The sequence below is a fragment of the Nitratireductor luteus genome, assembly GCF_026162365.1.
Lineage (GTDB): Bacteria > Pseudomonadota > Alphaproteobacteria > Rhizobiales > Rhizobiaceae > Chelativorans > Chelativorans luteus.
The window spans coordinates 274,160-293,520 of sequence record NZ_JAOANW010000007.1 but is presented as its reverse complement, the minus strand read 5'-3'; the positions used below and the strand labels follow the sequence as shown (position 1 = coordinate 293,520).

The 19,361-nt window shown below is 64.6% G+C and carries 19 protein-coding genes; 10 read left to right on the top strand and 9 right to left on the bottom strand.

Translation table 11 applies throughout. From position 1 onward, the window contains the following. Positions 1 to 3 precede the first annotated feature (3 nt). From arsB to N1058_RS12165, 4 genes are all read right to left on the bottom strand, one after another. The gene (arsB, locus tag N1058_RS12180; RefSeq protein ID WP_265517813.1) at positions 4 to 1,086 is read right to left on the bottom strand and encodes an ACR3 family arsenite efflux transporter; all 1,083 of its coding nucleotides are present in this window, start codon (positions 1,084 to 1,086) and stop codon (positions 4 to 6) included. Positions 1,087 to 1,101: 15 nt separating this feature from the next. Continuing rightward, a complete protein-coding gene (locus tag N1058_RS12175) occupies positions 1,102 to 1,611 on the bottom strand; it encodes an arsenate reductase ArsC (protein ID WP_265517812.1) in 510 nt (169 codons plus the stop codon). Positions 1,612 to 1,680: 69 nt separating this feature from the next. Then, complete coding sequence (locus N1058_RS12170; RefSeq protein ID WP_265517811.1) at positions 1,681 to 2,013, bottom strand: ArsR/SmtB family transcription factor; 333 nt, start codon at positions 2,011 to 2,013, stop codon at positions 1,681 to 1,683. Positions 2,014 to 2,300: 287 nt separating this feature from the next. Next, entirely contained in the window at positions 2,301 to 3,128 is an 828-nt protein-coding gene (locus N1058_RS12165) for a ferredoxin--NADP reductase (RefSeq protein ID WP_265517810.1), read from the bottom strand. A 176-nt stretch (positions 3,129 to 3,304) separates the two neighbouring features. Between N1058_RS12165 and N1058_RS12160 the strand changes: the two genes are divergently transcribed. Together N1058_RS12160 and N1058_RS12155 are read left to right on the top strand one after the other, a co-directional pair. Then, positions 3,305 to 5,383, top strand: coding sequence for a hydantoinase/oxoprolinase family protein (locus tag N1058_RS12160; RefSeq protein ID WP_265517809.1), 2,079 nt, complete (start codon positions 3,305 to 3,307; stop codon positions 5,381 to 5,383). Then, positions 5,380 to 7,140: a hydantoinase B/oxoprolinase family protein gene (locus N1058_RS12155; protein WP_265517808.1), complete on the top strand. Its 1,761-nt coding sequence runs from the start codon at positions 5,380 to 5,382 to the stop codon at positions 7,138 to 7,140. Before N1058_RS12160 ends, N1058_RS12155 begins: the two co-directional genes overlap by 4 nt. Here N1058_RS12155 and N1058_RS12150 read toward each other — a convergent pair. Together N1058_RS12150 and N1058_RS12145 are read right to left on the bottom strand one after the other, a co-directional pair. Next, entirely contained in the window at positions 7,119 to 7,718 is a 600-nt protein-coding gene (locus N1058_RS12150; RefSeq protein WP_265517807.1) for a class I SAM-dependent methyltransferase, read from the bottom strand. The genes N1058_RS12155 and N1058_RS12150 overlap by 22 nt on opposite strands. A 10-nt stretch (positions 7,719 to 7,728) precedes the next feature. Continuing rightward, positions 7,729 to 8,472, bottom strand: a complete 744-nt coding sequence (locus tag N1058_RS12145; RefSeq protein ID WP_265517806.1) for an SDR family oxidoreductase — start codon at positions 8,470 to 8,472, stop codon at positions 7,729 to 7,731. 78 nt (positions 8,473 to 8,550) lie between these two features. Here N1058_RS12145 and N1058_RS12140 point away from each other — a divergent pair, with 78 nt between their 5' ends. Further along, a complete protein-coding gene (locus N1058_RS12140; protein WP_265517805.1) occupies positions 8,551 to 9,183 on the top strand; it encodes a TetR/AcrR family transcriptional regulator in 633 nt (210 codons plus the stop codon). Between the two features lie 127 nt (positions 9,184 to 9,310). On the opposite strand, the gene N1058_RS12135 is transcribed toward N1058_RS12140, so the two are convergent. After that, the gene (locus N1058_RS12135) at positions 9,311 to 9,745 is read right to left on the bottom strand and encodes an OsmC family protein (protein ID WP_265517804.1); all 435 of its coding nucleotides are present in this window, start codon (positions 9,743 to 9,745) and stop codon (positions 9,311 to 9,313) included. 125 nt (positions 9,746 to 9,870) lie between these two features. On the opposite strand from N1058_RS12135, the gene N1058_RS12130 reads away from it, so the two are divergent. Next, the gene (locus tag N1058_RS12130) at positions 9,871 to 11,037 is read left to right on the top strand and encodes a diphosphate--fructose-6-phosphate 1-phosphotransferase (protein ID WP_265517803.1); all 1,167 of its coding nucleotides are present in this window, start codon (positions 9,871 to 9,873) and stop codon (positions 11,035 to 11,037) included. 112 nt (positions 11,038 to 11,149) lie between these two features. Here the strand turns inward: N1058_RS12130 and N1058_RS12125 are convergent, their stop codons facing one another. Continuing rightward, a complete protein-coding gene (locus N1058_RS12125; RefSeq protein WP_265517802.1) occupies positions 11,150 to 12,031 on the bottom strand; it encodes a LysR family transcriptional regulator in 882 nt (293 codons plus the stop codon). 305 nt (positions 12,032 to 12,336) lie between these two features. Here N1058_RS12125 and N1058_RS12120 point away from each other — a divergent pair, with 305 nt between their 5' ends. The 3 genes from N1058_RS12120 (at position 12,337) to N1058_RS12110 (ending at position 14,934) form a co-directional block, all read left to right on the top strand. Further along, positions 12,337 to 13,833 (top strand): CoA-acylating methylmalonate-semialdehyde dehydrogenase, encoded by a 1,497-nt coding sequence (locus N1058_RS12120; protein ID WP_265517801.1) that lies wholly within the window; start codon positions 12,337 to 12,339, stop codon positions 13,831 to 13,833. A 277-nt stretch (positions 13,834 to 14,110) separates the two neighbouring features. Continuing rightward, a complete protein-coding gene (locus N1058_RS12115; protein WP_265517800.1) occupies positions 14,111 to 14,425 on the top strand; it encodes a hypothetical protein in 315 nt (104 codons plus the stop codon). Between the two features lie 188 nt (positions 14,426 to 14,613). After that, complete coding sequence (locus tag N1058_RS12110) at positions 14,614 to 14,934, top strand: hypothetical protein (RefSeq protein ID WP_265517799.1); 321 nt, start codon at positions 14,614 to 14,616, stop codon at positions 14,932 to 14,934. Between the two features lie 220 nt (positions 14,935 to 15,154). Here N1058_RS12110 and N1058_RS12105 read toward each other — a convergent pair whose 3' ends face one another. Continuing rightward, positions 15,155 to 15,814: a GntR family transcriptional regulator gene (locus N1058_RS12105; RefSeq protein ID WP_265517798.1), complete on the bottom strand. Its 660-nt coding sequence runs from the start codon at positions 15,812 to 15,814 to the stop codon at positions 15,155 to 15,157. Positions 15,815 to 15,922: 108 nt separating this feature from the next. Between N1058_RS12105 and N1058_RS12100 the strand changes: the two genes are divergently transcribed. The 3 genes from N1058_RS12100 to N1058_RS12090 are packed head-to-tail and all read left to right on the top strand — an operon-like array spanning position 15,923 to position 19,125. After that, positions 15,923 to 16,828 carry a dihydrodipicolinate synthase family protein gene (locus N1058_RS12100; RefSeq protein ID WP_265517797.1) on the top strand — a complete coding sequence of 302 codons (906 nt, stop codon included), beginning with the start codon at positions 15,923 to 15,925 and terminating at the stop codon, positions 16,826 to 16,828. A 16-nt stretch (positions 16,829 to 16,844) separates the two neighbouring features. Further along, positions 16,845 to 18,137 (top strand): NAD(P)/FAD-dependent oxidoreductase, encoded by a 1,293-nt coding sequence (locus N1058_RS12095; RefSeq protein WP_476739412.1) that lies wholly within the window; start codon positions 16,845 to 16,847, stop codon positions 18,135 to 18,137. Next, positions 18,124 to 19,125 (top strand): 4-hydroxyproline epimerase, encoded by a 1,002-nt coding sequence (locus N1058_RS12090; RefSeq protein ID WP_265517795.1) that lies wholly within the window; start codon positions 18,124 to 18,126, stop codon positions 19,123 to 19,125. The genes N1058_RS12095 and N1058_RS12090 overlap by 14 nt, the downstream gene beginning before the upstream one ends. Positions 19,126 to 19,361: the final 236 nt, after the last annotated feature.

Genomic DNA, 19,361 nt, shown 5'->3' with positions numbered 1-19,361 from the left:
GCCTTATGCCTGGTCGAACCAGTGGCGCGTGCGGTTGGCGAAGGCGACCAGCGACAGCATCACCGGCACTTCGACCAGCACGCCGACAACGGTGGCAAGTGCCGCGCCCGAATGCAAGCCGAACAGGCTGATGGCGACGGCGACGGCCAGCTCGAAGAAATTCGAGGTGCCGATGAGTGCGCAGGGAGCCGCCACATTGAACGGCACTTTCCACGCCTTGGCCGCACCGTAGGCAAGGAAGAAGATGCCGTAGGACTGCACCAGCAGCGGCACCGCGATGAGCACGATGATGAACGGCCTCGAAACGATGACATCGCCCTGGAATCCGAACAGGAGAACCACCGTTGCGAGCAGCCCCAGCACGGACACCGGTTTCAGCCGCTCGGTGAAACGGGCGACAGCCGCCTGCCCGCCCGCCTCGCCCTTTGACCGCGCCACCAGCCGGTGGCGGACCCATGCGCCGGCAATGAGCGGCACCACCACATAGAGCAGCGTCGAAATAATCAGCGTCGACCATGGCACCGCGATGCTGGTTACCCCCAGAAGCAGCGCGACGATGGGGGCGAAGGCGAAGACCATGATCACGTCGTTCACCGAGACCTGCACCAGCGTATAGGTGGCGTCGCCCCGCGTCATCTGGCTCCACACGAACACCATCGCCGTGCACGGCGCCGCCCCCAGGAGGATAAGGCCGGCGATGTAATGCTCCGCATCGGCCGGCGGAATGAAGCCAGCGAAGACGTGCTTGAAGAACAGCACGCCGAGCGCGGCCATGGTGAAGGGCTTGATCAGCCAGTTGACAGCGAGCGTCAGCACCAGCCCCTTTGGCCGGTCGCCGACATGGCTGAGGCTGGCGAAATCGACATTGACCATCATCGGGAAGACCATCGCCCAGATGAGGACCGCGACGACCATGTTGACCGAGGCATATTCGAGGCTTGCCAGAAAACCGAACAGGCCGGGCAGAAGATTGCCCGCCGCAATGCCCGCGACGATGCAGAGCGCCACCCAGACGGACAGCCATTTCTCGAAAAAACCTATCCCGGCTGTCGGGCTTTCGGCACTCTGCAATACATGATCTGACATGATCTTCCTTCGTTATCAGGCGGATTTCTTGGCCTGCTCGCCGATTTCCTCGAGCCGCCTTTGCAATGTCAGCCTGTCGAGCGAGGCCAGCGGCAGGTTGACGAAAATCGAATTCCGGTTGTCGAGCATGCGGTAGCTGTCGGCGAATGCCAGCCTCTTTTCGGCCTCCGTGCCTTCAACCGCCGCCGGGTCCGGAACGCCCCAATGCGCCGTCATCGGCTGGCCCGGCCAGACCGGACATGCTTCGTTGGCGGCATTGTCGCAAACCGTGAAAACGAAATCCATTTCGGGCGCGCCGGGCTCGGCGAACTCCGCCCAATCCTTGGAACGGGCAAAGGCGGTGTCGTGGTTCAGCCGCGCAAGCAGGTCGAGCGCATAGGGATGTACCGCGCCCTTTGGCTGTGAGCCGGCGGAAAAGGCACGGAACCGACCGGCGCCGACCCGGTTGAGGATGGCCTCGGCGAGAATCGACCGCGCCGAATTGCCGGTGCACAGAAACAGGACATTGAAAATCTTGTCACTCATGGGCAGGGCTCTCCTGGATGGGGCATGACCTTTTCCCAAAGCCGGTTTCCGCTTTTCGGAAATCATGCTTTAGCAATCACATGTTATGGCCTCGATGACGGGGCGGCACAGATCGGGGTTTCCGTTGCAGCAATCCTCCATCAAATAGGCCAGGAGGTCGCGGAAGCCGGTCATATCGGCCACATAGCGGATCGTCCGCCCCTGCCGCCCGGCGCGGATAAGACCAGCCTGCGACAGCACCTTGAGATGCGCCGAGGCCGTATTCTGCACCACGTCGAGCCGCGCGGCGATCTCCCCGGCCGGAAGCCCCTCCGCGCCCGCCTGCACCAGAAGGCGAAACACGTCGAGCCGCGTTTGCTGCCCGAGGGCCGAGAGCGCGGAAATCGCCATGGTTTTGTTCATTGTTCTAGAAATCCGGATTTATCGATGTTTTTCGACGAACTTTTGGCACCATGACGCAGCGGAGTCAACGGTCGAATAGTGAGGGGGAAATCCTGCGGCCACAGCGCGCAAAGGCTAACCGGGGGCTATCGGAAGAAGAGCGTAGGGTACGGCCCCGGTCCTCGTCCCGGCGCATGTCAGCACCGGCAGCTCCTTCTGCGGGAGCCGACCGCATCAAGCCAGTGGGTCCTGCCTCTTCCTGCGGTCAGATGGGATGACGCAAGAGGCGTTAGCCTAAAAACGGAGGCTCAGCCGACGAAGGCGCGTTCGACAACGAAATCAGCGGGCTCGGCGTTGGAGCCTTCCTTCAGGCCCGCCTTTTCCGTCAGTGCCTTGACGTCCTTGAGCATATCCATCGAGCCGCAGATCATCACGCGGTCGTTCTCCCGGTCGAAAGGCTCGGTGCCCAGCGCCTGGAACAGCCCGCCATTCTCGATCAGCGTCGTAATGCGGCCCATGACGGGCGATGTCTCGCGCGTGGTCGATGTAAAGTGGTGCAGCCGGCCTTCGGTCAACTCGCCGATCAGTGGATCCTCGCGTGTCGCGGCAATCAGCTCCTCGCCATATTTCAGCTCCGCGAGGTCGCGGCAGGTATGGGTGAGGATGATCTGGTCGAATTTCTCATAGGTGTCCGGATCGCGAATGAGGCTCGCGAAGGGCGCGATGCCGGTGCCCGTCGAGATCATGTAGAGCCGCTTGGCCGGCGTCAGCGCGTCGTTGACCAGCGTGCCCGTCGATTTCTGCCGCATCAGCACCGTGTCGCCCGGCTGGATCTTCTGCAGATGCTGCGTCAGCGGGCCGTCGGGCACCTTGATGGAGAAGAACTCCACCTCCTCGTCCCAGCTGGGGCTCGCGATGGAATAGGCGCGGAACACCGGCTTTTGCGCATTGGGAAGACCGATCATCACGAATTCGCCCGAACGGAAGCGGAAGCTCTGCGGCCGGGTGATGCGGAACGAGAAAAGGCGGTCGGTATAGTGCTTCACCGAAACGACGCTTTCCGCATAGACGCCGGCCGGAATCGGAAATTCCAGCGTCTGGACGGCCTCGGCGGCATTGGACACGGCTGCGTTCATGATGCGATCCTCGTTACTTTCCGCTCGCCCCATATAAGGCGCATGCACGACATCTGCGAGGTTGTCTTGTCTCGCGATATTATTAGTATACAAATGAATTTCGCGTCAAGGCGACGATAAAAAGACCTATTTCAATTTGATGCGGGGGAAAAGGTTTTGCATTCCGGATTTTCGGCATGAGTGAGAAAAGCGACGCAGTATCCGGCCATTGTGTAGCAGGCATCGATGTCGGCGGCACCTTTACCGACCTGCTTCTCATCGACGCGCGCACTTCGCCGCCGCGCGTTCATGTGGCCAAGACGCCGACCACCGTCGAAAACCAGGCGCACGGCGTCGTCAACGCGCTCGCGGCGACCGGCGTGCCCGCTTCTGAAATCGGCCTCATCGTGCACGGCACGACCACCACGACCAATGCCGTGCTGGAGCGCCGCCTCGCGGTGACCGGAATGATCACCACCAGCGGTTTCCGCGACATTATCGAGCTCGGCCGCCGCACCCGCCCCCAGGCCTACGGCATGACGGGCACATTTACGCCGGTCATCCCGCGAAACCTTCGGCTCGAAGTGGCGGAGCGTATGGACGCAGGCGGCAACGTGCTGACGCCGCTCGACGAAGGCGGTCTGCGCGATGCGTTGCGCCGGCTTCTGGATGCCGGCTGCCAGTCCCTTGTCATCCACTTCCTGCACGCCTACGCGAACCCGGCGCATGAACTGCGCGCGGTCGAGATAGCGCGTGAAATCTGGCCCAACGACCATATAACCGCCGGTCATGCGCTCCTGTCGGAAGCGCGCGAGTTCGAGCGCGGCGTGACCGCTTCCGTCAACGCCGCCGTCCAGCCCATCCTCGAACGCTATATCGCCCGGCTCTCGAGCGAACTGAAGAAGCTCGGCTACGCCCGCGACTTCCTGGTGATGAACGGCAATGGCGGCATGATCTCCGCTGCCAATGTAGCCCGCGAAGCCGCCAAGACGGTCATGTCGGGGCCGGCCTCTGGCGTCATGGCCGCCGCCTTCACCGGAAGGCGGGCAGGCGCCCGCGACCTCATCACCTACGACATGGGCGGCACGTCGACCGACGTCGCCCTCGTACGCGGCGCGCGCCCCGCCGTTTCCAACGAGATCGAGATCGAATACGCCATGCCCATCCACGTCCCCATGGTGGACGTGCACACGGTGGGCGCCGGCGGCGGTTCCATAGCCAAGGTCAACGAGGCGGGGCTGCTGGAAGTGGGCCCCCAAAGCGCCGGCGCGTCGCCCGGCCCGATCTGCTATGGCCGCGGCGGTGGCGAGCCGACCATTTCCGACGCCAATCTCCTGCTCGGCCGGCTGAACCCGGGCAAGCTGCTGTCGGTCGACAATCCGGTCTCGGTCGGCCAGGTGGAGGCGATCTTCGCCGAAAGGCTCGGCCGGCCCCTAGGCATGGACGCGCATGAAGCGGCGGGCGCCGTGCTGCATATGGCAAACATCAAGATGGCCGGCGCAATCCGCATGGTCTCGCTCGCCAAGGGGCACGACCCGCGCGACTTCGCCCTCTTCGCCTTCGGCGGCGCCGGTCCTCTTCATGCCTCGGCGCTCGCGCGAGAACTCGCCATTCCCCGTGTCCTGGTGCCGGCGCGACCCGGCATCACCAATGCGCTGGGCTGCGTCGTCGCAGATCTGCGCCACGACTTCGTGCGCACGGTCAACCGGCCCGTCGCCAGCCTGGACCTCGACCTCGTGCGCGACGTGCTGGAGGCCCAGCGCCGTGAGGGGGCAGCGGCGATCGCGCGGGAAAGCGTGGCGCCCGAGCGCATCGATTACGTGCACACCGCCGACATGCAGTTCGTCGGCCAGACCCACCTCCTCAACGTGCCCCTGCCCGGACCGGAGATCGACCGCGAAACGCTGCAGCAGCTTTTCGAGGCGGCCTATTTCGCCCGCTTCAAGGTGCGGCTGCCCGAGATCCGCGCCAATCTCGTCAACCTCAACACATCCGTCATAGGCGTGCGCGCCGGCATCGACCTCGCCAGCCTCATCGACCCCGCCGGCCGCGCCGGCACATTGGAAGAGGCGCTCAACGAACGCCGCCCGGTCTGGTTCGCCGGTGAATGGCACGACACCCCCGTCTACGCCCGCGAGAAACTGCCCCTCGATGCCGTCATCGAAGGCCCGGCCATTCTCGAACAGCTCGACACGACGACGGTGATCGAGCCGGGGGATCGAGCGGCGTCCGACAGGGATGGGAACATCATGATCGCAGTCGGAGGCGCCCGATGACCACTCCTCCTCTTGACCCGATCACTCTCTCCGTCATCCAGGCCGCGCTCAGCCAGGTTTGCGACGAGATGGACCTGACCTTCTCGCGCGCCGCCTTCTCCCCCGTCATCGCCGAGGCAAACGACCGTTCCGATGGCATCTACGCCGCCGAGGATGGCGCGCTGATCGCGCAAGGGTCGGGCGGATTGCCGGTCTTCGTGGGCGTGATGCAATATTCGACCGGGAACCTGATCGAACGCATCCGCGGCGGCATCACCGCCGCGCCCGAGCCGGGCGACATCTACATCGTCAACGACCCTTATCTGGGCGGCACGCATCTCATGGATGTGCGCTTCGCGATGCCGCTCTGGCGCGACGGCGAGATCTTCTGCTGGCTGTCCAACACCGGCCACTGGCCGGATATCGGCGGCGCCGTGCCTGGCGGCTTTTCGGCCTCGGCCACGGCGGTCGAGCAGGAGGGCCTGCGCCTGCCGCCGGTCAAGCTGTTCAAGAAGGGTCGGCTCGACGCCGAGATCTACGGCATCATCTGCTCCAACATCCGCGTGGCCGACCAGCGCATCGGCGACATTCGGGCCCAGGCGGCCGCCCTCGAAGTCGGCGCGGACCGGCTGGCCGCGGTGCTCGACCGCTATGGCGACGAAACCGTGCGCGCCGCGATCGCCGAACTTCGCACGCGCGCCGAAACGCAGATGCGCAGCCTTATCTCCACCATCCCCGACGGGGTCTATCGCGGGCAGGCCTTCGTCGATTCCGACGGCGTGGTTGACGAGCCGCTCACCATCGCGCTCGCCATCGAAAAGAAGGGCGACGGCCTGACCTTCGACTTCGAAGGCACCAGCCCGCCCTGCACCGGACCGATGAACAGCGTGCTGGCGACGACGCTCTCCTCGGTCTACCTGGCCATGCGCCACATCTTTCCCGAAGTGCCGCTTTCGGCCGGCGCCTTCGCCCCGCTGGACGTCAGGCGACCGGTAGGCACCTTTCTCGATGCGCAATATCCCCGCCCGGTCTCCGGCTGCGCGGCCGAGGTCTCCCAGCGCATCGCCGAGGCCGTGTTCTCCGCCATGGTCAAGGCGCTCCCGGAAAAGGTCACTGCCGCGCCCGCCGGCTCCAGCGGCAATTTCGCCCTGGGCGGCCACGACCCGGCGCGAGGGCGCGACTTCGTGATGTACCAGATCTCCGGCGGCGGCTATGGCGGCAATGCCGGCCATGACGGCCTGTCCAACGGATGCTCGACCATCGGCATTTCCAAGTCGCCACCCATCGAGGTGATGGAGCAGGCGTTTCCCATCCTCTACCGGCATTATGCGCTGCGCGAAGGTTCCGGCGGCGCCGGGCGGCAACGCGGCGGCTTCGGCCTTTCCTACGAGGTCGAGCTCATGCGCGGCGAGGCCCGCGCCTCCTTCGTCATGGATCACGGCCGCACCGGGCCGCAAGGCGCGCTGGGCGGGGCCGACGGCGCGGTCAACACGGTCACTGTGTGGCGGGACGGCCAGCCCCACGTACCGCCGCATCTTTCCAAGGAGCAGGACATCCCGATGAAGGCCGGCGACCGGGTTGCCGTCGGCACGCCGGGCGGCGGCGGCTATGGCAACCCGCTCGAGCGTCCGCCGGAGCGCGTGCTGCAGGACGTGGCGATGGGGTACTATACCCGCGAGCAGGCCGAACGACTGTTCGGCGTGGTCATTGCAGGCATGGAGGTGGACGCCGACGCGACGGAGGCCCTGCGCAGAGCTCAGAGCGTCTCCGCCCGATAGGTCCACACCGTGGCCGGCGGAAGGTTGCGCCAGATGCGGCGCGAGTTCACCGCCCGGATGCCCGGCGACGGCTTGACCGGCGAGACCGGGCTGTAGGTGAACTGAACCATGCGCCCGTGCGGCCCGACAAGCGCCAGCGCATTGCAGCAAAGCGCCGTGCGCATGGGGCGGGGATAGACGAACAGGGGAAGGCTTGAAACCACAGCGTCGGCACGCCCGCCGGCATCCACAAGGCGTTCAATGGCCGAGAAGGCGTCACCGCAGACAGTCTTCGCCCCCGGATAACGTTGCGCGAGCAGTCCGGCGAAATCCTTGTCGGCCTCCACCAGAACGAGATCCTCCTGCCGCACGCCTGCGGCCAATATGGCCTCGGTGACGACGCCCGTCCCCGGTCCGAGCTCGACGACCCGCATGCCCGGCCTCAGCGCCGCGCAGAACACCATCCGCTCGGCCAACGCGGGCGAGCTCGGCGCGATGGCCCCCGTGCGCAAGGGCGCACGGCGCCAGGCGGCGAGAAAGCGGGACCAGTCGTTGCGGCAGGGCCGCTGGGATGGCTGTTCGATGCTGATCAGGGACAATGGATGGCTCCTATCTCAAGATGCGTTCGACGGCCTTCGGTGAAAGCCGGCCGAGTAGGGGAAGCAGGCGGCTCTTGCCGACCCAATATTCGTTGCGGCTGCTCTCGATTGCCGACAGGATGGCCGCGGCGGCCGTGGCTGCGGATATCTTTCCGCTGCCGCGCCCGCGCGTCATGTCCGTGTCGACCAGGGGCATGATGACCTCGCAGACCCGAACGTGCGGTGCCGCGTCCGCGCACTGGTAGCGCAGCGCACGGCCGAAGCTGCGCAACCCCGCCTTGCCGGCGCAATAGACCGGCGCTGCCTGCTTCGGCGCCAGGGCAAGCGCCGAACTGACATTGACGATGACGGCCTCGCCCTGCCGTGCAAGAAGGGGCAGGAGGCCGGCGATAAGCGTGATCGGCGCTGTCAGATTCAGCGCGATCTCCGAGCGCGAATAGGCTGTCAGCTCGCCGCGATCGCCGTCGATGAAGTCCATCTCCCTCTGCGCGGCTGCGTTGTTGACGAGAACGGAAAGCCCGCCATGCTCTTCATGCACCCGGTGGACCAGCAAATCGACTTCGTCAGGCTTGCTCAGATCGCAGGCAAGCGTCCGGGCCCGACCGGCCAGCCCGTCGCGCACGACCTCCAGCGCGGCCACGTCCCGTCCGACGAGCAGCAGTCTTGCGCCACGGGCGGCCAGCTTTTCCGCCAGAGCCCGGCCGATGCCGCGCGTAGCGCCGGTTATGAGAACGGTCTGCCCGTCGACCCGCATTCGAGCTTTCATCCTTGTGCAGCGAAGAAATCCGGCGCATTATTCGAGCAATAACTCACATTTGAAAACTCGCATTTCATGAACAAGCCGATCCCGACCATCGAGCCCCGCAAACGCCCGCGCCAGGCGCGTTCGACCGTGACCGTCGACGCGATCATGGAAGCCTCGGCTCGCATTTTGAGGGCGGGTGGCCTGGCCGGTTTCAACACCAATGCGATTGCCGACAAGGCGGGCATCAGCGTCGGCTCGCTTTACCAGTACTTTCCGACCAAGGAGGCGATTCTGGCCGAGATGCTCCGCCGCAAGCGCAAGCATCTTCTGGTCGACATGGTTGCGGCTCTGGAAGGAATGGAAACCCGCGGGGACGAACAGACGACAAGACGTCTGGTGGTTGCTGCGATGCGAAACCAGGCTCGCCATCCGAAGCTCGCGCAGGCGCTCGACTACGCCAACGCGGTTCTGCCGTTGCATGAGGAGATCGCACGCACCAACCGGGCAATCGTGGAAGCCGTGGAATCTTTCCTCATGTTCAGGAACACGCCGCGCAGCGGTGAGGCAGCCGCCGATATCGTGGCGCTGGCCCGCGGCATGATGCTGCAGGCTTTCCGCGGCGAAAAGGTGGACGAGGCCGCCCTGACCGATCGCATATGCATGGCCATCGCAGGCTACCTGACCGAGCTGCGCCGCGTACACGGGCGCCACGACCGGTAAGAGCGGCAGAAGCTGCCCGTGACGGCCTGGAGAGCAACCCCAGGGAAAGTGGGAGCCGGTTTTCCTGGAGTTGCCCAGCACCAGACAGTTGGATCAGGTAGGCGTTTCTGCGAAACGGTGAACGGCTCTAGCCAGCCGCCGTCACGGCCGTGTCGACGACCTCGAAATCATGGGTGATCGTGGCCGTCTTGGCGAGCATTGCCGACGCCGAGCAGTATTTCTCGACCGACAGCGCGATTGCGCGCTCGACCTTGTTCGTCGCCAGGCCGCGCCCTTTCACCACGAAATGCATGTGGATGCGGGTGAACACTTTCGGGTCCTGTTCCGCGCGCTCGGCATCCATCTCCACGACGCAGTCCTCCACCGCCTCGCGCCCCTTCTCGAGAATGTGAACGACGTCGAAGGCCGAGCAGCCTCCCGTGCCGATCAGCACCATCTCCATGGGGCTGGGCCCCGGCGTCCGCCCCTCCGGCCCTGAAGCCGTGCCAAGCACGACTTTATGCCCGCTCCCGGACTCGCCGATGAAGGTGCGGTCTTCGACCCACTTGATCCGCGCTTTCATGTGATTCGCTCCTTGTTGCCAATATCTATAGCAAGATTAGTAGGTCCTGACCCTAACCCGCCTTTCCCTCACGGTGTGCTCCATGTCATGAATAGCGGACATTCATCGCATGGGAGGCGCGCTACATGACCGGGACATTCGTCATCGCACAAGGCGGCGGGCCGACCGCCGTCATCAACCAGACAGTGGCGGGCGCGACGCTGGAAGCGCGCAGTCGTTATCCCGGTTGCCGGGTGTTGGGGGCGTTGCATGGCGTTCGCGGCATTCGCGACGGCAATTTCGTTGTTCTGTCCGACCTGACGGAGGGCGAGCTCCGGCGCATCGCCGCCACGCCCAGCGCCGCGTTGGGCTCGACGCGGGACAAGCCGGACGCGGCTTACTGCGAGGCGGTCCTGAAAGGGCTGAAGCAGGCCGGCGCGGATGCGTTCATCAATATTGGCGGCAACGACACTTCGGGAACGCAGGCGATCCTGCGCGATGCCGCGGGCGGTGGCATGGCCTTTATCCATGCCCCCAAGACCATCGACAACGATCTGGTCGAGAACGACCATACGCCCGGCTTCATTTCGGCGGCGGAGTTCGTCGCCGGGGCTTTCGTCAGCGTCGATCTCGATTTCCGGGCGCTGCCCGGCGTCTATGTCGGCATCGTGATGGGCCGGCACGCCGGGTTTTTGACTGCCGCAGCCTCCGCCTGGACGCTGGATGAAGGTGGTGCGCCGCATCTCACCTATGTTCCCGAGCGGCCGTTCGAGCGAAAGAGCTTCATCGATGACGTCAAAGCCACGCTGGCGCGGCATGGCCGCTGCATCGTGGCGATGTCGGAAGGCGTGGCCGATGCGCAGGGGCGCTCGCTCGTCGAGGCGCTGGTGCCGCCCGATATGTTGGAGCGCGACCAGCACGGCAATGTGCGGCTCTCGGGCACCGATCTCGGCCAGGCCATCGAGCGGATGCTGGCCGAAGACCTGCCCGGGCAGCGCGCCCGCGTCGACACGTTCGGCTATTTGCCGCGCGGCAATATCGCGACCATCAGCGAAACCGACGCCCGCGAAGCCTTCGAGGCGGGCGCGTTCGCCGTGGCCTCGGTCGACAAGGGCAGCGGCTCGGTGGCGCTTCAATATGACGGCAAGCGAACCGCCTGCCGGCTGGTGGCTCTGGAAGCTGTGGCGGGCAAGACCCGCCACATGCCGGCGGACTTCCTGCACCCGGAGGAAAGCCGGGTTTCGGCCGCCTGCCTCGACTACCTGAACCGGCTCCTGCCGCGGCGCTACGATCCGGCGAAGCCGTTCGTGTGAGGGGTGCTCGGAGGCAGGCTTGGGCGGTCCGGCATCAACCCTGAGGGATCAGGATATCTCTCAGCCCGCATTGACGGGCAGGTGGCTGCTCACGCTTTCCGGAGGACACGTGTCAAACGAAGCTCTGGCGCTCCTGCTCCACCAGGTCGCCGATGAATGCGGCGACCTTCTGGATGCGGCGGCTTGGGCGCATGGATTCGTGGTAGACGAGCCAGTAGTTGCGGCGGATCGGTTCGGGAAACGGCAGGGCGACGAGTTCCTCGTGCCGGCGGGCGATGAAGGTGTGCAGGATGCCGATGCCGGCGCCGGCGCGCACGGCCTCCACCTGACCCAGCGCCGAGGAGATGGAGAAGGACGAGACCCAGTCCTCGGCGATCTCGGCCGCGTAGTCCAGCATCGGGCTGATGACGAGGTCGGGCACGTAGCCCACGAGACGATGCCGGGAGAGTTCGCCGGTGTCGATGGGCAGGCCGTTGGCCTCGATATAGGCTTTGGAAGCGTAGAGGCCGAGTGTGTAGTCCACCAGCTTCATCGCCACCAGGCGTCCCTCGGTAGGTCTTTCCACGGTGATCGCTATGTCGGCCTCGCGGCGCGAGAGCGAAAAGGAGCGCGGCACGGGGACCAGTTGGAGCGCGAGCCGTGGATGGGCCTCGCTCAGCTGGAAAAGACGGGGAGCAAGGAACGCGACGCCGAAACCGTCGGGCGCGCCGATGCGGACCGTGCCGGAGATGTCGCCGCTTTCGCCGGAAAGCTCGGCGCGGGCGGCGATCATGTCGGTTTCCATGCGTTCGGCCACTTCGCGCAGGCGCTCGGCGGCGGCGGTCGGCTCCGTGCCGGTAGTCAGCCGGTGGAAGAGCTTGGCTCCGAGCGCTTCTTCGAGCGCGGCGATGCGGCGCGAGACGGTGGCGTGGTTCACGCCCAGGCGTCTTGCCGCGCCGAGAATCTGGCCGGCGCGCAGCACGGCGAGGAATATGCGCACATCGTCCCAGTTCATTTTTTCCGTCCCTCAAGCGCCGGGCGGGCGCATCCGCGCCCTTGGCTCGCGCCATCAGGGCGCGACGGCCGGTCGGCCTTGCCATTTTCGCTGCGCGAAAATGGAAAACACCGCACGCTGCGGCTCGACCAAGAAACTTTTTCCTTCACGCGATTGCCCTCCCAAAGCGCCGCATCGTGCGAAATTGTGGTAACCTCCATAATCGCTATTCCATATCTGCACAACGGGTTCGTTTTGCTGCGCGTTGCAAATGGGCTTCGAGAGCGGGACAATGGGACAAATCAAAAACCCTGGGAGACGCCTCAATGGAAGAAATCGGTCATTACATCGGCGGCAAGCGTGTCGCCGGCACGAGCGGGCGCACGCAGGACGTCATGCAGCCCATGGACGGAACGGTGCGCGGCAAGGTTTCGCTGGCCAGTGCCGCAGAGGTGCGGCAAGCCGTGGAGAATGCCCGGGAAGCGCAGATCGGCTGGGCCAGAACCAATCCGCAGCGCCGCGTGCGCGTGCTGATGAAATTCCTGGAACTGGCCCATCGCCATTATGACGAACTGGCGGAACTGCTGGCACGCGAACACGGCAAGACCATCCCCGACGCCAAGGGCGACATCCAGCGCGGGCTCGAGGTCGTCGAGGTGTGCATCGGCGCGCCGCACATGATGAAGGGCGAGTACACGGAAGGTGCCGGCCCCGGCATCGACGTCTATTCCATGCGCCAGCCGCTGGGCGTGGTGGCGGGCATCACGCCGTTCAACTTCCCAGCCATGATCCCGCTGTGGAAGATCGCGCCGGCGATTGCCTGCGGCAACGCCTTCATCCTCAAGCCCTCCGAGCGCGATCCGGGCGTACCCATGCGCATCGCCGAGTTGTTTGTCGAGGCCGGCCTGCCGGCGGGCGTGCTCAATGTCGTCAATGGCGACAAGGAAGCGGTCGACGCGCTTCTCGACGATCCCGACATCAAGGCCGTCGGCTTCGTCGGCTCGACGCCCATCGCGCAGTACATCTATGGAAGGGCGACGGCCAACGGCAAGCGCGCCCAATGCTTCGGCGGCGCCAAGAACCATCTGATCATCATGCCCGACGCCGATATGGACCAGACCGTGGATGCGCTGATCGGCGCCGGCTACGGCTCGGCCGGCGAACGCTGCATGGCGGTGTCGGTGGCGGTGCCGGTGGGCAAGGAAACGGCCGACAGGCTGGTCGAGAAGCTCATTCCGCGCGTCGAAAGCCTGAAGGTGGGCCCATCCACCGATGCGAGCGCCGATTTCGGTCCGCTGGTGACGCGCGAGGCGCTGGAGCGCGTGAAGAACTATGTCGATATTGGCGTCAAGGAAGGCGCGACGCTCGCCGTCGACGGGCGCGGCTTCCAGATGCAGGGCTACGAGAACGGCTATTATATGGGCGGCTGCCTCTTCGACAATGTGACGAAGGATATGCGCATCTACAAGGAAGAGATCTTCGGTCCCGTCCTTTCGGTGGTGCGCGCCAATACCTATGAGGAGGCCCTGGCGCTGCCCAGCGACCACGAATATGGCAATGGCGTCGCCATCTTCACGCGCGACGGCGATGCGGCCCGCGACTTCGCCGCTCGTGTCGAGGTCGGCATGGTGGGCATCAACGTGCCGATCCCGGTTCCGATCGCCTATTACACGTTCGGCGGCTGGAAGGCCTCGGCCTTCGGTGATCTCAACCAGCACGGGCCGGATGCATTCCGCTTCTACACGAAGACCAAGACGGTCACCTCGCGCTGGCCTTCGGGTGTCAAGGACGGGGCCGAGTTCATCATACCGACGATGAACTGATCGCCGGGCGGCGACAAACAACGTTGGACCTTCGCCGCCCGGGGTATGGCCTCGGGCGGCGTTCACGGCTTCTCAGCTAAAAGTGAAGGCGGTTTCCCTTGCCGAAGGGCCCGGCGATAACCATTTGTAAATATACGACCTTCGGTCGACAACGTACCGGAACGCACGAAGGAGCGAATCGGTGACTGACAAGGCACGCGCTCGTCAGTTCCGGTAAGCCGAGGATGTGCAATACCACCTCCGTTTGCCGGAAACACGACGGCAAGGGAGGTGCCAAATGGCACGCTGGATACTCAGACTCATGATAGCGGCGGCTGTGGCCGGGACGCCTCTCGCAGCCCAGGCGCAGGGCCTACGCTGCGGGCAGCGGGGCGATATCGTCTCCTATCTGGGCGAACTCTTCAATGAAAAGCAGCATGGATACGGGATCGTCGGCAATCGCGCGATCATCGAACTCTTCGTCTCTCCGAGAGGCACGTGGTCGATCCTTGTTTCGCGCACCGACAAGCAGACCTGCATCGTTGCGGCGGGCCACGGGTGGGAAAGCGCGCCGGTATTGGAGGGGCACGAAGCGACGTTGAACATCCGCTGAAGCGGATATCACTCTCGGCAATGTGAACGATGTTTTGCAACGTTACAGGAACGGCTTTGCCTTCTGGTCGTTATCTTCCCATGAGTGGTTTCGAGCGTTTGCAGCGTCCAGACGGGCGCACAGCGCTGTAGCAAAAGAACGCCGACAGGGAGGCGCAAAGACCGTTGTCCCGACGGCGGGAGGTCATGATGAAAAAGGCGATGAAAGCCGGGCTCGGCTTGACGGCGCTGGCCGCCGTGGCGCTTTTCACTGCAGCCCAGCAGGCGACCGGTGAAGTGGCTGTCTGCGCGCCGCGCGATGCTCTTGTCGGACAATTGGAGAACCAGTTCGACGAACGGCAGAAAGCCATGGGCCTTTTGGGACAAAAGGCCGTGATGGAGGTTTTCATCTCGCGGCACGGAACCTGGACGATCCTGACGACCGACACCAACGGCAATAGCTGCATTCTGGCCGCCGGGGAAAGCTGGGACGATAGCTTCGGCACGATGCTGGCGGGTGAGGGCGTCTAGCTCGTCTCACCGCTTCATCGAAACGGCGATTGACACACCCGTTCGATTCTAGAGCAGATCATCGTTTCACTGAAACGATGTTCTGCTCTATCTACTTGTTTTTACCGCATTTGTGCGACGTCAGGTGATTCCACCTGACTGCAAAATGCTCTAGGGTCAGGATCCAAAGCAGTTCCGGCAGGCCGGTTCCTGCTTTTCGTGGAATTGTCTTAGCGGAGGCTCAATGCCGGGCAGCGGCTTCGGCGTGCTTTCTCAGAAGGTTCATCAGGGCGTCGGCCTCGCGGGCGGCGCCTTTTTCGTCGCCGTCCAGAACGGCTCGGATGATCTGGACATGGCCTTCCGCAGCTTGCGCCAGGCCAGTGTCGGCCTGATAGCGAAACCAGAAACGGCGGCTGTGGGTCTGAAGCGGGGCCGCAAGGCGGGCCGCGAAGACGTTGTCGGCCGCTGCCGCCATCGCCTCGTCCAACTCCTTGTCAGCTTCCAGGAAAGCGATGGCATTGCCCGCCACCACGGCCTTCTGCATGCGAAAGGCGGCGTTGCGGAAAAGGGCGGCGGTGTCCTGGGTCACGAAGCGCGCGGCCGAGCGCGCCAGCACCGCCTCCACGCCACGCCTTGCCTCTATCACCTTCAGCCAATCGGCCGCGTCCAACGGCGCGATGGCAAGGCCGGCGCGCGGCCTTATCTCCAGCAGGCCCTCCCAGGCCAGCCTTTGAATCGCCTCGCGGACCGGCGTCCTGCCGAAGCCGAGATTCTCTATGAGCGCGCCTTCGGTCGTTACCGCGCCAGGCGCCAGGGCAAGCGTGACGATCATGCGCTCCAGAGCCCTGTACGCCTTGGCGGCCACCGGCTCGAACATCTTGGCCTGGGGCGCTTGGTTCATCGAAATCCTCTCCGTCGATAGTTTTGATATATCAGATGGCATTTTGCAATTGACAGGCAGGCTCCGCCGTTAATATATCAGTGATATATCAAATGGAGAGGCGAGACAATGTGGAACGGCGTTCTTCCGGCGGTCACGACCAAGTTCACGACCGACGACAAGCTCGATCATAAGGAGATGGAGCGGTGTTTCGGCCTCTATATGGATGCCGGCTGCGACGGGCTGATCGTGTGCGGCTCGCTGGGCGAGGGCCCGATGCTGAGCCACGACGAGAAGCTGGAGGTGCTGGCGACGGCGCGGGCTGCCGCCGGTGGCAAGCCTGTCCTCCTGACGATCAACGAGGCGGCCACGCGCGATGCGCAGGCACTCGCCAAGCGGGCTGCCAAGGCTGGCGCCGATGGGCTGATGATCGTGCCCAGCCCGATCTATCACACCAATGACCGCGAGACGGTGGACACGCTCAATGCGGTGGCTTCCGCCGGCGGCCTGCCAGTGATGATCTACTCCAACCGCGTCGCCTATCGCGTCGATGTCACCGTGCCGGTGATGGAGGAGCTTGCGGCGAACGATCTGTTCGTTGCCATCAAGGAATCCTCGGACGATATCCGGCGCACCACCGAGGTCATCAACGCTTTCGGGGACCGGTTCGACGTCCTGACCGGCGTCGACAACCTCGCCTTCGAGGCGCTCGCCGTGGGCGCGGTCGGTTGGGTGGCAGGGCTCGTCACGGCGTTCCCACGCGAGACGGTGGCCATCTATCAGCTCATGAAGGCAGGGCGCAGCAACGAGGCTCTGGCGATATATCGCTGGTTCCGGCCGCTGCTCGATCTGGACGTTTCCACTTATCTGGTGCAGAACATCAAGCTCGCCGAGGCGATCGAGATCGGCTCGAACGAGCGGGTTCGCATGCCGCGCCAGCCTTTGGCGGGCGCGCGCCGGGCGGAGGTGGAGCGGATCGTCCGCGAGGCCATCAACGAGCGGCCGGCGCTGCCCCGGCTCGACAGGGCGGCCTAAGCGCCGACAGGGGGGACTGGTGGCGCGGGACCGCAAAACATCGGCCATTGAAGACGTTGCCGTGATCGGCGGCGGGATCATTGGCGTGGCGGTTGCCGCGTATCTGGCCGAGGCCGGGCGGAAGGTCCTGGTGATCGACCGCTCGGGCATTTGCGAGGAAACGAGCGCCGGCAATGCCGGCGCGCTGGCATTTGCCGACGTCCTGCCACTGGCTCAAAAGGGCATGGCGCGGCAGGTGCCAGGTTGGCTGGCCGATCCTCTCGGTCCGCTCTCCATTCCGCCTGCCTATCTGCCGAGCATCCTGCCGTGGCTGCTGCGCTTCCTGCGGGCCGGTCGCTCCTCCGGCTACGAGGCTGCGCTGGGGGCGCAGGCGGCCATGATGCGGATGGCCGAGCGCGAGTGGTCGGGGCTGATGACGCGCTCCTCCACGACCGGGATGCTGCGCGAGGATGGCTGTCTGGAGCTCTATGAAAGCGAGGCCGAGTTCGAGGCGGCGCAACCAGGGTGGCGCGCGCGGCGGCGTTTCCATATCGCGTTCCAGCATCTCCGGAAGGAGGAGATCGCCGCCTATCAGCCGGGCCTTTCCGACAGGTTTGTCCGCGCGACCTTCGTGCCCGGCTGGAAGACGGTGGCCGACCCGCATCGGCTGGGCCTGGCGATCTGGGCCCATGCGGAAAGCAATGGCGCCCGTTTCCTGCCGGCGACCGTCAATGGCGCCCGCCGAGAGGGAGAAGGCATCGTGCTGCAGCTTGCCGGGGGTGAAAAGCGGATCTGCGGAAAGCTCATCATCGCCGCCGGCGCATGGTCGAAGCGCTTCGCTGCCCAGTTCGGCGATACGGTGCCGTTGGAAACGGAGCGCGGCTACAACACGACATTGCCGGCCGGTGCTTTCCCCGTGGAGCGTCAACTCGTCTTCGGGCGGCATGGCTTCGTCGTAACGCCGCTCGAAACGGGCTTGCGCATTGGCGGCGCGGTGGAGTTCGGCGGGCTGAAACGACCGCCCAATTTCGCGCGCTCGGAAGCCATGCTCGACAAGGCGGCATCGTTTTTGCCAGGACTGAAGACGGAGGGCGGTCGGCAATGGATGGGATATCGCCCATCGATGCCGGACTCCCTGCCCGTCATCGGGGCCTCGTCGCGCGATCCCGATGTTATCCTGGCCTTCGGGCACGGCCATCTGGGCCTTACCCAGGCGGCCGGCACGGGACGGCTTGTGCGCGACCTTGTGTTGGGACAGGCGCCGTCCATCGACATTGCGCCGTTTCGGCCGCAGCGATTCGGGAGGGTTTTCCAGCATGGCCCGGCATAGTTTCTTCTGCATCGACGGGCATACATGCGGCAATCCGGTGCGGCTGGTTGCCGGAGGCGCGCCGCAGCTTTCCGGGGCGACGATGACGGAAAAGCGCGCGCATTTCCTCGCCGAATACGACTGGATCCGCACGGGGCTGATGTTCGAGCCGCGCGGTCACGACATGATGTCGGGTTCCTTCCTCTACCCGCCGACGCGCGACGATTGCGACATCGCCATCCTGTTCATCGAGACCTCCGGCTGCCTGCCCATGTGCGGCCATGGTACGATAGGAACCGTGACCTTCGCGATCGAGCATGGTCTGGTCCGGCCGAAGACGCCAGGCATATTGCGGCTCGACACGCCTGCGGGCCTCGTCGTGGCCGAATACAGGCAGGAGGGGCCGCATGTTGAGGAGGTGCGGATCACCAATGTACCCGCCTTCCTTTATGCCGAGGCGCTGGAAGTCGAGTGCCCGGACCTGGGTCCGCTCACAGTCGATGTCGCCTATGGCGGCAATTTCTACGCCATCGTCGACCCGCAGGAAAATTTCCGGGATCTTGCTGACCATGCCGCCGGGGATCTGGTCCGCTGGAGCCCTGTCCTGCGCGAACGGCTGAATGCGGCGCATCGCTTCGTTCATCCCGACAATCCGGCGATAAACGGGCTGTCGCACATCTTGTGGACGGGAAAGCCGACGCAGGAAGGGGCGCATGGGCGAAATGCGGTCTTCTACGGCGACAAGGCCATCGACCGCTCGCCCTGCGGCACCGGCACTTCGGCGCGCATGGCGCAGCTTCATGCCAAGGGACGGCTGGCGGCCGGTGAGGCGTTCCATCATGAATCGATCATCGGCTCGATATTCAAAGGAAGAGCGGAGAAGGAAACGGAAGTCGGCGGTCGTCGAGCGATCGTGCCGTCGGTGGCGGGCTGGGCTCGCATGACCGGGCTCAACACGATCTTCATTGACGACCGCGATCCCTTCGCGCATGGTTTCGTGGTGCAATAGGTAAGCCAGAAACGATTTGCCTATTGATCCAGCCTGGCGCAATAATATGCGCCAAAAAGCTTGAAACGTCGGGGATTGTGCGACAGCCGCGCCGTTTTTCCGCGTCGAAAGCAAAGACATTGCGCGGGACGGATGCTAGCTTCCGCGCCGTCTACAGCACCGGCCCCGCGACAAGGCGGGTCCGTCAACAAGGCCAGCGATCATTCAGACCTTTCGGGGTCGGGTCGGTAACGGTC

Excerpts from the sequence above, each read along its gene's own strand:
- arsB (WP_265517813.1), bottom strand. The coding sequence starts at position 1,086 with ATGTCAGATCATGTATTGCAGAGTGCCGAAAGCCCGACAGCCGGGATA.
- N1058_RS12175 (WP_265517812.1), bottom strand. The coding sequence starts at position 1,611 with ATGAGTGACAAGATTTTCAATGTCCTGTTTCTGTGCACCGGCAATTCG.
- N1058_RS12170 (WP_265517811.1), bottom strand. The coding sequence starts at position 2,013 with ATGAACAAAACCATGGCGATTTCCGCGCTCTCGGCCCTCGGGCAGCAA.
- N1058_RS12165 (WP_265517810.1), bottom strand. The coding sequence starts at position 3,128 with ATGAACGCAGCCGTGTCCAATGCCGCCGAGGCCGTCCAGACGCTGGAA.
- N1058_RS12160 (WP_265517809.1), top strand. The coding sequence starts at position 3,305 with ATGAGTGAGAAAAGCGACGCAGTATCCGGCCATTGTGTAGCAGGCATC.
- N1058_RS12155 (WP_265517808.1), top strand. The coding sequence starts at position 5,380 with ATGACCACTCCTCCTCTTGACCCGATCACTCTCTCCGTCATCCAGGCC.
- N1058_RS12145 (WP_265517806.1), bottom strand. The coding sequence starts at position 8,472 with ATGCGGGTCGACGGGCAGACCGTTCTCATAACCGGCGCTACGCGCGGC.
- N1058_RS12140 (WP_265517805.1), top strand. The coding sequence starts at position 8,551 with ATGAACAAGCCGATCCCGACCATCGAGCCCCGCAAACGCCCGCGCCAG.
- N1058_RS12135 (WP_265517804.1), bottom strand. The coding sequence starts at position 9,745 with ATGAAAGCGCGGATCAAGTGGGTCGAAGACCGCACCTTCATCGGCGAG.
- N1058_RS12130 (WP_265517803.1), top strand. The coding sequence starts at position 9,871 with ATGACCGGGACATTCGTCATCGCACAAGGCGGCGGGCCGACCGCCGTC.
- N1058_RS12125 (WP_265517802.1), bottom strand. The coding sequence starts at position 12,031 with ATGAACTGGGACGATGTGCGCATATTCCTCGCCGTGCTGCGCGCCGGC.
- N1058_RS12120 (WP_265517801.1), top strand. The coding sequence starts at position 12,337 with ATGGAAGAAATCGGTCATTACATCGGCGGCAAGCGTGTCGCCGGCACG.
- N1058_RS12115 (WP_265517800.1), top strand. The coding sequence starts at position 14,111 with ATGGCACGCTGGATACTCAGACTCATGATAGCGGCGGCTGTGGCCGGG.
- N1058_RS12110 (WP_265517799.1), top strand. The coding sequence starts at position 14,614 with ATGAAAAAGGCGATGAAAGCCGGGCTCGGCTTGACGGCGCTGGCCGCC.
- N1058_RS12105 (WP_265517798.1), bottom strand. The coding sequence starts at position 15,814 with ATGAACCAAGCGCCCCAGGCCAAGATGTTCGAGCCGGTGGCCGCCAAG.
- N1058_RS12100 (WP_265517797.1), top strand. The coding sequence starts at position 15,923 with ATGTGGAACGGCGTTCTTCCGGCGGTCACGACCAAGTTCACGACCGAC.
- N1058_RS12090 (WP_265517795.1), top strand. The coding sequence starts at position 18,124 with ATGGCCCGGCATAGTTTCTTCTGCATCGACGGGCATACATGCGGCAAT.